General features: G+C 33.8%; 13 protein-coding genes. 8 read left to right on the forward strand and 5 right to left on the reverse strand.

The window, feature by feature from the left end:
- Positions 1-59 precede the first annotated feature (59 nt).
- Positions 60-1,232, forward strand: coding sequence for an IS256-like element IS256 family transposase (locus CO692_RS00440; RefSeq protein ID WP_096741220.1), 1,173 nt, complete (start codon positions 60-62; stop codon positions 1,230-1,232).
- A gap of 386 nt (positions 1,233-1,618) precedes the next feature.
- Here the strand turns inward: CO692_RS00440 and CO692_RS00445 are convergent, their stop codons facing one another.
- Positions 1,619-3,544, reverse strand: a complete 1,926-nt coding sequence (locus CO692_RS00445; protein WP_007209263.1) for a heavy metal translocating P-type ATPase — start codon at positions 3,542-3,544, stop codon at positions 1,619-1,621.
- 407 nt (positions 3,545-3,951) lie between these two features.
- Between CO692_RS00445 and CO692_RS00455 the strand changes: the two genes are divergently transcribed.
- Positions 3,952-4,631, forward strand: a protein-coding gene (locus CO692_RS00455; protein ID WP_192940705.1) for an IS6-like element IS1216 family transposase whose coding sequence is annotated in 2 segments (ribosomal slippage) — positions 3,952-4,513 and positions 4,513-4,631 — 681 coding nt in all. Because the reading frame shifts where the segments join, the coding sequence is not laid out codon by codon here.
- 241 nt (positions 4,632-4,872) lie between these two features.
- Here CO692_RS00455 and CO692_RS00460 read toward each other — a convergent pair.
- Together CO692_RS00460 and CO692_RS00465 are read right to left on the reverse strand one after the other, a co-directional pair.
- Positions 4,873-5,244, reverse strand: coding sequence for a hypothetical protein (locus tag CO692_RS00460; RefSeq protein ID WP_016629602.1), 372 nt, complete (start codon positions 5,242-5,244; stop codon positions 4,873-4,875).
- 1 nt (position 5,245) lies between these two features.
- Positions 5,246-6,157 carry a ParA family protein gene (locus tag CO692_RS00465; protein WP_007209347.1) on the reverse strand — a complete coding sequence of 304 codons (912 nt, stop codon included), beginning with the start codon at positions 6,155-6,157 and terminating at the stop codon, positions 5,246-5,248.
- Positions 6,158-6,709: 552 nt separating this feature from the next.
- Between CO692_RS00465 and CO692_RS00470 the strand changes: the two genes are divergently transcribed.
- The 5 genes from CO692_RS00470 to CO692_RS00495 all read left to right on the forward strand — a co-directional run bounded on the left by CO692_RS00470 (position 6,710) and on the right by CO692_RS00495 (position 11,380).
- Positions 6,710-8,209 (forward strand): primase C-terminal domain-containing protein, encoded by a 1,500-nt coding sequence (locus CO692_RS00470; protein ID WP_096741222.1) that lies wholly within the window; start codon positions 6,710-6,712, stop codon positions 8,207-8,209.
- 136 nt (positions 8,210-8,345) lie between these two features.
- On the forward strand, positions 8,346-8,633 hold the full coding sequence (locus CO692_RS00475; RefSeq protein ID WP_096741223.1) for a type III secretion system protein PrgN: 288 nt from the start codon (positions 8,346-8,348) through the stop codon (positions 8,631-8,633).
- Between the two features lie 3 nt (positions 8,634-8,636).
- Complete coding sequence (locus tag CO692_RS00480) at positions 8,637-8,951, forward strand: hypothetical protein (protein WP_096741224.1); 315 nt, start codon at positions 8,637-8,639, stop codon at positions 8,949-8,951.
- Positions 8,952-10,247: 1,296 nt separating this feature from the next.
- Positions 10,248-10,682: a hypothetical protein gene (locus tag CO692_RS00490; RefSeq protein ID WP_029486047.1), complete on the forward strand. Its 435-nt coding sequence runs from the start codon at positions 10,248-10,250 to the stop codon at positions 10,680-10,682.
- 344 nt (positions 10,683-11,026) lie between these two features.
- On the forward strand, positions 11,027-11,380 hold the full coding sequence (locus tag CO692_RS00495) for a nucleotidyltransferase family protein (protein ID WP_096741225.1): 354 nt from the start codon (positions 11,027-11,029) through the stop codon (positions 11,378-11,380).
- 573 nt (positions 11,381-11,953) lie between these two features.
- Here CO692_RS00495 and CO692_RS17550 read toward each other — a convergent pair.
- Positions 11,954-12,040: a type I toxin-antitoxin system Fst family toxin gene (locus tag CO692_RS17550; protein WP_115224856.1), complete on the reverse strand. Its 87-nt coding sequence runs from the start codon at positions 12,038-12,040 to the stop codon at positions 11,954-11,956.
- Between the two features lie 121 nt (positions 12,041-12,161).
- On the opposite strand from CO692_RS17550, the gene CO692_RS00500 reads away from it, so the two are divergent.
- Positions 12,162-12,386, forward strand: coding sequence for a hypothetical protein (locus CO692_RS00500; protein ID WP_096741226.1), 225 nt, complete (start codon positions 12,162-12,164; stop codon positions 12,384-12,386).
- Positions 12,387-12,921: 535 nt separating this feature from the next.
- On the opposite strand, the gene CO692_RS00505 is transcribed toward CO692_RS00500, so the two are convergent.
- Positions 12,922-13,878, reverse strand: a complete 957-nt coding sequence (locus CO692_RS00505) for a S41 family peptidase (protein WP_029486046.1) — start codon at positions 13,876-13,878, stop codon at positions 12,922-12,924.
- Positions 13,879-13,937 lie beyond the last annotated feature (59 nt).

Genomic DNA, 13,937 nt, shown 5'->3' on the forward strand with positions numbered 1-13,937 from the left:
ACAGTCCTTTTACGGTACAATGTTTTTAACGACAAAAACATACCCAGGAGGACTTTTACATGACCCAAGTACATTTTACACTGAAAAGCGAAGAGATTCAAAGCATTATTGAATATTCTGTAAAGGATGACGTTTCTAAAAATATTTTAACAACGGTATTTAATCAACTAATGGAAAATCAACGAACAGAATATATTCAAGCAAAAGAATATGAACGAACAGAAAACCGACAAAGTCAACGAAATGGCTATTATGAGCGCAGCTTTACGACACGTGTAGGCACGCTAGAATTAAAAGTACCCAGAACACGTGATGGCCATTTTTCACCCACAGTGTTTGAACGTTATCAACGAAACGAAAAAGCCCTCATGGCTTCAATGTTGGAAATGTATGTATCAGGCGTTTCAACTCGTAAAGTATCAAAAATTGTGGAAGAACTTTGTGGTAAATCCGTCTCTAAGTCCTTCGTTTCTAGCTTAACAGAACAGCTAGAACCTATGGTTAACGAGTGGCAGAATCGTTTATTATCAGAAAAAAATTATCCTTACTTAATGACCGATGTACTCTATATAAAAGTACGAGAAGAAAATCGAGTACTCTCAAAAATCTGTCATATAGCGATTGGAATAACCAAAGATGGCGACCGTGAAATTATCGGCTTCATGATTCAAAGTGGCGAAAGCGAAGAGACCTGGACAACATTTTTTGAATACCTAAAAGAACGTGGTTTACAAGGTACGGAACTCGTTATTTCTGATGCGCACAAAGGATTAGTCTCTGCCATTAGAAAATCCTTCACCAACGTAAGTTGGCAAAGATGCCAAGTTCACTTCCTAAGAAATATCTTTACCACCATTCCTAAAAAAAATTCAAAATCTTTCAGAGAAGCTGTTAAAGGAATTTTTAAGTTCACAGATATTAACTTAGCGCGTGAGGCTAAAAATCGATTGATTCATGATTATATCGATCAACCAAAATATTCAAAAGCTTGCGCATCATTGGATGATGGATTCGAAGACGCCTTTCAATATACCGTACAAGGAAATTCCCACAATCGACTAAAGAGTACCAATCTAATTGAACGACTGAATCAAGAAGTACGCAGAAGAGAAAAGATTATTCGCATCTTCCCCAATCAAACATCAGCCAATCGCTTAATTGGAGCCGTTCTTATGGACCTGCATGATGAATGGATATATTCTTCAAGAAAATACATTAATTTTGATAAGTAGAAATGGTAAAAACATTGTATAGCATTTTACACAGGAGTCTGGACTTGACTAAAATATAAAAGAGATTTTAAAGATAATTTGTTATGGCTTACTCATCATAGCTTTCTTTTATTTAGCTGGACATGCAACTGGAAAAGGTTGGGCTTACTATACTCAATAAATTACTTATTAGGCTAAAATGAACCCTTTGGTTAACGGGTTCATGATACACGCTTTTATACAATTTTATGTGTCTTGTATTCAAGTCACGCCACAAGAGTATGGTTGACATATCATTTTGACTTTGAACATCTAGATAAATATAAATAAATAATAGAGATAAAAAATGTAGTGTAATCCTTAATTATCTCTATTACTCGATTAATTTGAAGGTGTGCAATCATTCTTTAGACTGCCCTTAGCAATCGAAGTCCATTCAAAATAACAACCAATGTACTTCCTTCATGAATAATGACACTGATGGCAATATCCGTTAAGCCCAAGAAACTAACGACAATTAAAAAAGCAACAACGGCCATTGAAAAAATAATATTCTGCCAAATAACACGGTTCATTTTCGAAGAAATATTATGAGATTGTACCAATTTTGATAAATTGTTTTGCATTAAAACTAAATCAGATACCTCTACTGCCACATCAGTCCCATCTCCCATAGCGATTCCCACATCTGCATTAACAAGAGCAGGAGCATCATTTACACCGTCTCCAACCATGGCGGTCACACCGTATTTTTCTTTTTGTTCGTCTATTATTCTGGATTTGTCTTCCGGCATGACATTTGCAATCACTTCATCTATTCCCAATTGTTTAGCAACCGCTTTTCCCGTCATTTCTGAGTCACCAGTAATTAATGTGGTGTGTATACCTTGTTTCCTAAAATATTCAATGGTTTCTTTAGCATATTCACTCGGAACGTCCATAAGGGCAATAAGGCCTATAACCTCTTCATCTACTGCTACGTATACGACTGTCTTACCTTCTGACGCCCATTCATTATTTAAACGACTATATTCATCTGAAACATCATCAAACGAAGTCGGTTTTCCTATACGATAATTTCTCCCTTTGTAATCTCCCGTCAATCCTTTACCAATTTGGTTTTCTACTTCAATAGTTAGTTTGTTTTTTTGCTCAAACTTTCTTAGAATAGCATCTGCTAAGGGGTGATTGGATTCTTTTTCAAGAGCTACTACGATATCAATCATGTTTTCTTCGTTCACGGAATCAGCAAAATAATAATTGGTTACTTCAGGTTTTCCTTTGGTCAAGGTGCCCGTCTTATCAAATGCAATTGCTTTAATATCGGCTAATTGAGACAGGTAAGAACTACCTTTTGAAAGGACTCCTTTTTTGGCTAAATTAGAAGTCGTCGATAGCGTTGCCGAGACAGTAGCTGCTGCTAAAGCACACGGTGAAGCTGCAACTAAAAGGACCAATCCTCTATAGACACTTTGTGACCATGTCCAATCAAGTAGAAAAGGAGCCAATAACATGAATAACGGAATGGCAATTAAAACAACTGTAACGTATTTCGGTTCAAATTTTTGGATTATACTCGCAGCTTTTGTTTGGTTGTCTTGGTTCTGGTTTACTAACTGTAAAATTTTTGAAAATACTGTATCTTTATTTTCTTTAGTGACTTCCATTGTGAAAGTACCTGTTCCATTGATTGTACTTCCGAAAACGTCGTCTCCTTTGGATTTCTCTTTCGGGATACTTTCTCCATTAATAGACGACTCATCAATGGATGTAGATCCAGACAAAATGACGCCATCAATAGGTACTTGATCGCCATTCAAAACTTGAAGTTGATCTCCCACTTTTAATTCACTGACATCTACATTTTTTGTACTGCCATCAGGTAGGATTAACCGGGCAGTCGTTGGATTCATTTCGAGTAATTTCGTTATTTCTCGTTTGCTTCTTCCTTCTGCATAATCTTCCAAAAAATGTGCGCCAGAAAAAATAAGAATCAATAATGTTCCTTCCCAAAAATTCCCCATCAAAGAAGCTCCAATTGCCGCTAATCCCATTAAAATATGAGAATTAGGTATGAACTTTTTTTGTGCTTTTGAATTCTCAATTGTTTCTCCAAGGCCTTCAAGAAGAATAACGTGATACCCGGCACTGATTGTAGCGATTGAGAACAAAACATTTTGTACCAACTGATAATCTTCATTCAAAAATAGAGCAATCACTGCTAATGCTAAACCAACAAAGTACAAAACGACTGGCATTTTCCCATGATCATGATCGTGACCGTGGTTGTGATTATGCTTTTCTTGAGACTGTTGTTTTTGGACAGTTTCCATTTCTATTGCCTCCCTATATAATTTATAAGTCCTTTGTTTCCATCATTTACTTCTTGAATCACAAAAATTTCCGCTATTTCTGGATCCTTTCGTCTATTCCAAAAGTAAATCGTAATGAATCTACTTTACATATGACTAACTAATCATATGTTTGTATACTCATTTTATATCGCTATATACATTTTGTCAAGATAAAGAGAACGCCACTTCTCTTTTATAAACAAAAGATTAGCATTGTTTCGCTCATATGGTAATATAGATATGAACGAAAGGTCATATGAAAGGAATAAAAACACTATGGATATAAAAACAACTTCTCCAATCGATAAAGAAGGTTCTGTTGCAAAGTTTTAAATCTACTATCAAATAAGGTAGAATAATAGAAAAAGATAGCAGGAGGAATGACGATGAATCCTTTTAAAGGAAAGCAATTTCAGCAGGATGTGATTATTGTAGCCGTGGGCTACTATCTTCGTTATAACCTTAGCTATCGTGAAGTTCAAGAAATCTTATATGATCGTGGCATTAACGTTTCTCATACGACTATTTATCGTTGGGTGCAAGAATATGGTAAACTACTCTATCAAATTTGGAAAAAGAAAAATAAAAAATCCTTTTATTCATGGAAAATGGATGAAACGTACATCAAAATTAAAGGAAAATGGCATTATTTGTATCGAGCCATCGATGCAGATGGTTTAACCTTGGATATTTGGTTACGTAAAAAACGGGACACACAAGCAGCCTATGCTTTTCTTAAGCGGTTAGTGAAGCAGTTTGATGAACCGAAGGTTGTAGTCACAGATAAAGCCCCCTCTATTACAAGTGCCTTTAAGAAACTAAAAGAATACGGCTTTTATCAAGGAACAGAACATCGTACCATTAAATACCTGAATAATTTGATTGAACAAGACCATCGTCCAGTAAAGAGACGCAATAAATTCTATCGAAGTTTACGCACTGCCTCTACACGATTAAAGGCATGGAAGCCATTCGAGGATTATATAAGAAAACCCGAAAAGAAGGCACTCTCTTCGGGTTTTCGGTCTGTACTGAAATCAAGGTATTATTGGGAATCCCAGCTTAAATCATAGATACCGTAAGGGATTTTATTCTTTATTTAAAACTTTGCAACAGAACCTGAAATATTATGATTTAGTGTTTACTGATTATATTTATAAAATATAGAATATAAATTATAAAATAAAATTTACAAAAATCTATTATAGTGTTTAATTAATTGATTTTAAAGGCAAAATTGTATTTTACAAATTATATTTTATAAAATACAAATTATAAAATATAATTTGTAAATAAAAAAAGAAGATCTAAATCTTCTTCCTTTTTTCTTTCTTATATATACGTTCTCTTTCCTGATCTTTCTTCCGCTCTAATATTCGTTTGTAGGTTATTTCTTGATTGTGATCGAAACGTGCAGTTCTTTCGTGAATTAATTCTTCGAGTAGTTCATAGGTATAATCATTATCAGTTGTATCAAGCAAAGCCGTAAATTCGCACCAGACTATGGCTGGTACACCAAGAGACTTGTTGTTTATCTTTAATACATCTTCTTCAGGATGAATATTTTCTAGTAAATCTGTGTTGTCAGAAGTAAATGCTGATTTCGGTTTAGGGATCTCTTTATAAGAATTATCAGGTTTTTGCTTAGAAAAGAAACCTGGTTTTGCATTATCTGTCATGTTAGTTTTCTCCTTCGAATAATTTTATTCTATGAATGAAATCTTTTGCTAAAGGTACAAAAACTTCTTCGTAAGCAAGTTTGTCCCAATAAGTATCAGTATTTAGACCTGTCCTCGGTGTTGTTTGCACTCGCTTAACATGTGGTAAAATATTATCAAAAAGGTTTTGATCACCAAACTTTTCGATAGCATCGTTGACAACTTGGCGATCTATACTACCTTTACTCAACTGATTTGGAAGTATTCCAACTATTTCAGTTTTACAATCAAATTTTTCAACAAGAGGAGTGACTTCTTCTGATATATAATCTTCAACGCCATCTAAGCTGTCGGATTGTGTTTGAAAAGCCATAATAATATAGTCAGAAGCGTAAGCAGCATTCCTAGTGAAATCAGACATAGTAGGTGGAGTATCGATGAGAACAAAATCGTAATCCGGCTTGACTGGCTCAAGTAAATCTTTCAAGACTGAAATTCTGTTTTTTTCGACCTCGATATAATCAGCGTCTATTCCTTCTATAGCGTCCCCATAAAGCTTAGTTAAATATTTTGGAAAGTTTTTAAAATCTATATGTGATGGAATGCAATCCAAGTTTTCAATAATTGGAAGAACTAATTGTTTTAAATCTCGTTCAACGATTCCAGCTAGCATAGTTTTTTCAATAATGAAAATGTCATCGTCTTTAGAGTGATAATTTTTAGTCAACAACATTGTCTTTGTAGTATTTGATTGCGGATCGGCATCCACTACCAACACTTTAAATCCCATATTAGCAAGTACGTAGCTCAAGTATCTTATAATAGTAGTTTTACCTACTCCACCCTTGGAATTTGCTACAGTAATAGTTAGTGGTCTTCTAACGACATTTCTATATTCAAAAACAATTCTCAAGTTTTCTTGCGATAATTCCATTAAACAAACCTCCCGTTTATAAAATATAAAATATAAATTGCAAAATATAATATATATATCTTTCTAAGAACATTATACCAGAAGGAAATATGTTGTCAATTATAATTTATATTTTATAATTTATAAAATATAAATTATAAATAAGTCACTTAATAATCTTTACAAATGTTTAAAAATAGGGTAACTTTGTAGTATAAAAAAAAGGTTTACAGCATTAAAAAAAAGTTTACACTTTAAAAGAAAATTACATAAAAAAAAGAGACGGATAAAAAAGTGAAATTGCCCTCACTATTCTATCTGAATCACATAAAAAGCCTATGTGTTCTCGCTCGTCTCAGAAGTTATGTAAGTGGCTGACAACCACTTATGTAATTTTGATAAGTCTTTCGGACTGACAATCCGAACTTACAGATTTATTCTACCATTTTTTGACGAGCAACTCAATATATACACGCTTATTTTGTCATTCATTTAAGACTTCTAAGCTATTGGGAGAACACAAATCTTTAAGATTATTTGTGTTCTCTTTTAGTTTGGGAAGGAATAACAGTCATGGCAGCTTCTTTGGATGTCGTATATTCGACAGTATTACAAAATGGTATCCGTAAGTTTAAATATAAAAACAGCCACCTAAAACCGGTCTCTTTTAGTGATCAGTCGGGTAAGGGGGCTATTTTTGCTTACCGTTCAAAGGAACACATGATCGAGGGTATTGGACTAGTGATCACTTCAGAAGAAGGGGTGATCGAAAACAATAATCAATTCACTCATTGGACGCCAAATGTATTTCGCTATGGAACTTATGCTGATGAAGCCAGAATGTTTACAAAAGGTCATTCTGAGGACAATTTGCGTCAAATCAATACTTTCTTTGTTGATTTTGACACATTGGATCCAAACTTTGACTACGGAGAAATTATCTTAGCCAGTCACGAGATCGGCTTTATGCCTACAATGATTCTACGTACACCGCATGGATTTCAAGCTTTCTATGTACTAGACAAGCCTGCATACGTGACGAAGAAATCAAATTTTAAAGTGATCAATGTGGCCAAAATGATCTCAAAAAATCTAAGAAACAAATTTTCAAATGATTATCGGTTTCCAGTTGATGTAAATGCCAATCATTTTGGGATCACACGAATGCCTTCTGAAGAGAATGTTTTATTCTTTGAACCACAGTATCGTTATAGTTTCGAAGAATGGATCGACTGGTCAATGAGAGAAGATGCGGACAAAAAAGCGGAGATCAAGAACGTTTTTGTATTACCATCTACTCAAGAATTTCGTCAAGTCGATGAACCCTGGTTCCAGCTGTTGCTAAAAAGTCAAAAAATACAAGGTGAAAAGGGCGTATATGGTCGAAATAATGTCATATTCACCTTGTCTTTGGCATACTTTTCGTCAGGATACGAAGTAGAAGCATGTGAATTGACGATGTTAGAATTCAATGACCGCTTGGCTAACCCTTTATCTGATCGAGAATTAACCAGAATCATTCGTTCCGCTTACTCCGGAAAATATCAAGCAGCGCACAGGGAAAAAGTTGTCCTATTATGCCAAGAGTGGGTCGATGCCAATCTTTCTGAAGAGCAGCTATTCAATAAAAAACGGGGTTGGTGGAAATTCAAGAAAGAAAGAGCTGTTCGCAAGTATTCACATAGTCATGAATGGGCAGAAGATCTACTGTCCTATTTGAATGAGCAATCCTATGAAGAACAACCATATATTCTTTCTACAAAAAAAGAGTTAACTGAACGTTTAAAGATCCCAAAACGTTCCCTGGACAAAGTACTGAAGCAGTTAAAAGAAGAGAACAAAATTCATTTTCGTGTTCGTGCTGGTCGTAATGGAGGTATTATGCTAGCTTCGATACATGGATTGATGCGCTCCGTTATCCGGCTCAAAAAAGAAAGCCAGGGGGCTTATTTCGCTGCGATCTCAGAAGCTTTTGGAAGAGAATACACGTTTATCCAGACAGCACTGAAACGCTTGATAGAACCCAATAAGAACGGCGTGCAAACAAATCTGTTCATGATCGATACAGGTTGAAACTAAAAGGTGCAAATTGCCTATTACATTATATCTATGATACGTTCCCTCTTTTTCTCCGCCTTGCTTGCTGGTCTTAAGAAAGAGTAGTACTATTATTGCAAACGTAATAATATGGTGGGAGGTCTTTCTGACTATGAGTATCAATACCTTTGTATATCCCTACCCGATCAATGTGTTTATTATTTCGCGGTTAGGTCTGACAGTAGAGCAGTTTTGTGAGTTGCATGGTTATAAGCAGAGTACAGTAGCAAGCTGGGTAACAAGAAACCGTGCAGTAAAAACGTTACCTTGTGATTTTTTATATTGCCTTAGTCTTTCTTCAGGCTGGTCGATGGATGATGTTTATCGTCATTTATTGGTATTGGAGGAGAGGTTTTTAAAGAGTATTAATCCAAAAAAGAAGAAAGAACAGGTGGATTGATTGATGACGGAGGAGGAGTTATCTGTTCTTAATAGAATCAAAGAATGGGCTGTTCTTTTGAAGATTTATTATGGTATTCTGTTCTTTTCATTTGTTACAGTAGGCTTAGTTTCCCTTTTGTTGACTCTTTTATCGTTATGGACGAATATGATGTTATTTTTATATTTACTTTTACTGTTTTTTTTAGGATTAGGGGGAGTAGGTACTGCCATTCTTGATGATTATAAGTGGTCATTGTTTAGTAGAATTTGTAGGAGAATGAAAAAAAGTGCAACTGTTGAGTCTTATGAATGTTGGAAGAAGGAATTGAAGGTATAGATATATGTATCTATAAAAGCTGAGTAAAGAATACTAGGCTTTCTCTTATGTTTTTAAAATGTATACAGGTGGAATATGAGTATTATTTGGACAGGTAGTATTTTTGTCAGAAAAATGGTGTAAATCTTTATATAGGCCTTTATCAAAAGATTTAAGTGTAATAAATTGTGTTATTTAGAAACGTTTTAATTCAATTTAATGAATTTATTTTATTTTTCAGAGTAGATCTATAGTAAATTCCTAAAGGATTGCGGCCGCATTTTTAGTTTTCAAGAAACCAGGTGATTTACTGTGGCGATTAATTTATCTAACATAATTAAAAGTGTCTTTAACGTTGAAGTTGATCCATTTTCAAAATGTATTGCTATTTTATTTATAGTTGTTACAGTATATCTCTTAGTTTTTAATTATAGCGATTTACTTGACGCATATAATGTGTATGAATAATCATTAAAATTTAAATTATAATATCGGTTAACATAAAAAAAAGTTCCAAAATGATTTTCTCAAAGGAAGGATAAAAATTGTTGATCAAAATGCTACCACTTTTAATACTCATAGGGTTTTATATTTTTATTAGTATTAAGATAAGAAATGCGAATGATATTAGCAAAACGACTAAATATGTTTTCTACTTTTTTATTGTTTTGGGAGGGGGAATCCTCCTTTATATTGCATTTGTTTTCTTATTTTTTGGTATAAATTTTTGAGGATGGAGGAGATGTAATAGTTATGAAGAAGACACTTGTTTTCTTTAAAATACATTTATAATACTAATATCTAATCCAGCAAATTTGACAGTGGATAAATTAATATCTAGTGATTATGAACTATCTCAATTTATAATAGATTCGTTAGAGAAGAAGAATCTATGTGTTGTCAGTGATTGAAATCAGGATATATATTTGGTTTTAAAAAATGATTTTGTTAACCAAGATCGAGATTTATTAATACAATAGGTGAGGCGTTAAATAGAAGTAAAGAAGAGAATGAACTTCACTATACTAATAATTTAGACTATCTAGAATATCAAATGGAAAACAATATGGACTAGGGAATAAATAAGATAAATCCTATTGATCATTTAGATAAAGCTCGTAAAATGCATGACGGTTGTTACAAATAGAGGGGGATAATACAATATGAAGATTTATATAAAGTATTTAGCACAACCAAAACCCACTAACATTATGTGCACTGTTGTTTCTGAATATTTTAATTGCTTATATTTATTATACTTAAGAAGTAGCAAAATATACGACTAAAAAATAAACAGACTGAAAGAAGTGAAAACAAATGACAAAGGAACGGCTGCAAATTTATATTGATCCTGAACACAGAGAAGCATTAGAAGAATTAAAAGAATTGTTAGCAGTGGAAGATTCAGCAACGGATAGTGCCTTAATTCGCTATATTATTTTGGAATTGTATCGATTAAAGACAAAAGAAAATATCCAAATGCGGGCACTTTTAAACCGTTTGGATGAACTTTTAATTTATTCAAATAGTTTTGCGGAAACAATGGACGTCGATATTTTTGATCTCGAAAACTCTGAAAAATACAAAGAAGTAAAGGCACAACAAAGAGGAAAATGGGCAAATAGTCGGCGAAAAAAAGCAAAAAATAAATCACAAAAAAGACCCGTTAATAATCAAAAAGAGAAAGCAAAAGAAGAAAAAATAAATTCAGAATCGCTCACTTACAATGATCTGATTGCGAAGTATTTGTAAAAATTTGTCTTTCAAAAAGGACGATCGATGGTGGTACCTAGAGACTACTTTTCGCAAAAATGACTACTTGAGTAGTCTTTGAACAACTCCCTGACAACTGCTAAAAACTATGCTGTGGTATCACATTTATTTTCTTCAAAACGCAATAGGCACAGCCTATTTTCCCACTTTCAACATGAGTGTGGTGCGTTTACCTTATGCTCTTTCCCTTTTTGATCTAAAAGAAGCAATCGATTTACCTGTTCCTTCCCTTTTTTATCAATATTTTTTCCTAAACGGTGAGTATAATTGTCGCTTTTCATTTTTATTTTAATATTCAAATTGAAGACAAGGAGTTCGGTTAGTTGATTTATACAATTAGTGACATTCAAAAATTATGTACACCAATATTTTTAGAATGGAAAATAAAAAAAGCTTTTTTGTTTGGGTCATACGCTCGAAACGAAGCAACAGAAACCAGTGATTTAGATATTTTAATCGACGGTGAAGGGTCTTTGCTCCATAATATATTTGATGTGATTCGGTTAAAAAGTAAATTAAGTAGCGCATTAAAAAAAGAGATAGACCTTATTACACTACGTGCAATCAACGCAGAAACAAACAAAAAAAGAAACCCTCTTCTCAAAGAAAATATAGAAGCAGATTGTGTAATGATTTATGATTTTAAAACGAGCAACTCATTTAAAGTAAAGGGTTGAAGCGCAGATATCATTGATCAATTTTTACAAAACTTTTGATTAGCTAGAGAGAAAAAACTTTGCAAAATAGTTTACTTTCGTTATGATAAAAAAGAGAAATGGCGTACAGTGTTTGCTGTGCAGACGCTGTAGGATTTTTGCGCTAGCAAAAAATCCTTGTAGCCTTTCTGGTGTCACTTCAGCTTGCTGTGCGAGCTGAAGTGACCGTGAACCCCCATTTACTAATAGGGGGGTTAGGAAACAACTTCCTACATGTAACGAGGTCAGTAAAACGTTAGTGCTGCATGGGATTGGTCAATTTTAAGGTAGGTCACATTTTCGACCATAGAAAGTTGAAAATGTGACCTACCTTTTCGATATCAATTTCCAAATAATTTCAGAACGAAAAAATGACTGGTACTGATTGCTGCATTTTGATTTTTTCAAAATTTCTTGCTATAATAAATGTGCGAAGCGATATTAAAGAACAAGCATGTTTACACCAAAAAACCCTCCTACTGCGAATAGGAGGGCTTTTTTTGCGCTGTTGCGACTCCAGCGTTGGGGCCAGAAGGCAACTGCTTCGACTATCGGCTAATCGTCTAGCCAGCGATCAACTAGTAAGAGTACTAGACCCACGAATAGTGGAGCGATAATCAGCGATATTAAAGTTTCTAGCATATTTACACCCCCTCACGGGGCAGTTGCCATTAACGAGTATAACATGAACAATTCAAGTGATCAGTTGTTTCTTTATTTCCTATTGCCTTTATAATAATCCATAAAAAGAGGAGTTGATCTTGTGCACGGTGAAGAGGATTCTCGGCTAACCTATGAACTTTCCCGCTACTTGACCAATACAGAATGGGATCGAATCGAGCGAACCAAAAAAATTTATGAAAGGATCAAGAGTGAGGAAGAACTGAACCGACTCGGTAAATCCACAAAAATCCCTTTCGACCATTTACTGCTGATCATGCAAGGTGAGATCATAGCGGACGACTATACACTAAAATTACTAGAATAAAACATGTAGTTTTCTTACTGCATGTTCCTCTACTTTGATTGCTGCATTCAATCGGTTTCGCTTGGCAAAGCGAATTCCTGTATACTAAAAGAAAAACAAACGAGGTGGCACCCTTGTGACAACGGACAGATAACCAAAACAAATGTTGACAGTAAAAGAACTTGCTGAATTTTTTGGTATCAGCAGACAAGCTAGGTCGTCCCGATTTGCTTGAAGCGTTCGAAGTTCCTGACACAGCAGCTGCACGTATACTAAGACTAAAAACTGATAGACCAACATTAAGAAAAGAGAATATATTATAGAAAATATAACTTTAAGGTGGAATAGTTATGGGTAAATTCTTTTCAAAATATGATTATTTTTTATATTTTATTGTCGTTATTTTAAGTTTAATCGTATTTCTAGCAAGACATAGTACAATTTGGTTAGTGTTATTTTTCGGGTGGTTAAGTATTGGATTTACTCATGTTGCAAGAAAAAAGCACAAGTAGCAAAGTAAAAAAAAACTTGCAAAGATTTTTCTTTGCAAGTTTTTTTACTTTAATTGAGATCTTATCCATTCTATTGCAGAACTTTTGCTATTATTTGTTCGAACATCTGGATTAATAGGAACATTTTTATAAATTTTATTTGTTCTGTCTTTTACAAAAGCAGAAGTTATTTGTAATGTCGATCCATCGTATAAATAGACAGTTTGATTGGCAGAAGTGTAACCTGCTGAATCAGACCCAAAAAATTTAACATTAGGGATCCCCTTAAAGCACAAAGCGGTTAATTCGCCAGAACTCCCTGTATTACTGTCTATTAATATGGCAATCGGCACTTTTTTTATTTTTTTGTTATCACTTATTTTTATTGTTGAGATGTTACTGTTTAATTCGCCACTTTTAAGAGTTACAGGCTCTAAATCGTTGTTTTTATCTACATAACTAAATAATTTACCATCTGGTAATATGGCAGATAGACCTAATATCATAGGAGCCATATCTCCTCCTGTATTTCCACATAAATCAACAATTACGGACTTATAAATTTTCTTATGCAATGCCGTTTCTAAAATAGTAGTATACTCTTCGGCTTCTTTATCACTTCCAGTAAATGCAGGAATAGTTAATACTAAAATATCATTTTCGACTTCTGCCTTGGGTTTTACATATTCTTCAATACTTTTTTTTGACATATTTTCTTCATCTTCAATAAACGAATGCTTGCCTCCTGCAACTTTAATCGCCTTTTTTAAATTAGGGATTGTTTCTGCATAATCTTTAGCATTTGATGTTTCTTGTATCGTATTTTTTTTAGTTTCTACCCATTCTTTTGAGTCAGTGAACAGCCCAAGTTCGTCCATGTTATTTAGGGCAACTTGTACATACTTCTGAGGAGATGGTGGTACTAAATATATGTTTAATTTATACCCCCAAAAATAGATAATCCCTAAAAATAAAACACATATTGTCACTACAGCTAATAAAATACGCTTCACTATTTTCATACTAAGTATTCTCCATAAATGATTTTAATATTATTAAAACATAATTTGGATGGAAAACC

Source organism: Enterococcus sp. FDAARGOS_375 (assembly GCF_002393265.1).
Lineage (GTDB): Bacteria > Bacillota > Bacilli > Lactobacillales > Enterococcaceae > Enterococcus_D > Enterococcus_D innesii.

What these genes read in the sequence shown, in the direction of transcription:
- CO692_RS17550 (WP_115224856.1), bottom strand. Translation starts at nt 12,040, where the DNA reads ATGCTAGAAACTTTAATATCGCTGATTATCGCTCCACTATTCGTGGGT.
- CO692_RS00445 (WP_007209263.1), bottom strand. Translation starts at nt 3,544, where the DNA reads ATGGAAACTGTCCAAAAACAACAGTCTCAAGAAAAGCATAATCACAAC.
- CO692_RS00480 (WP_096741224.1), top strand. Translation starts at nt 8,637, where the DNA reads ATGACGGAGGAGGAGTTATCTGTTCTTAATAGAATCAAAGAATGGGCT.
- CO692_RS00490 (WP_029486047.1), top strand. Translation starts at nt 10,248, where the DNA reads ATGACAAAGGAACGGCTGCAAATTTATATTGATCCTGAACACAGAGAA.
- CO692_RS00505 (WP_029486046.1), bottom strand. Translation starts at nt 13,878, where the DNA reads ATGAAAATAGTGAAGCGTATTTTATTAGCTGTAGTGACAATATGTGTT.
- CO692_RS00460 (WP_016629602.1), bottom strand. Translation starts at nt 5,244, where the DNA reads ATGACAGATAATGCAAAACCAGGTTTCTTTTCTAAGCAAAAACCTGAT.
- CO692_RS00475 (WP_096741223.1), top strand. Translation starts at nt 8,346, where the DNA reads ATGAGTATCAATACCTTTGTATATCCCTACCCGATCAATGTGTTTATT.
- CO692_RS00440 (WP_096741220.1), top strand. Translation starts at nt 60, where the DNA reads ATGACCCAAGTACATTTTACACTGAAAAGCGAAGAGATTCAAAGCATT.
- CO692_RS00465 (WP_007209347.1), bottom strand. Translation starts at nt 6,157, where the DNA reads ATGGAATTATCGCAAGAAAACTTGAGAATTGTTTTTGAATATAGAAAT.
- CO692_RS00470 (WP_096741222.1), top strand. Translation starts at nt 6,710, where the DNA reads ATGGCAGCTTCTTTGGATGTCGTATATTCGACAGTATTACAAAATGGT.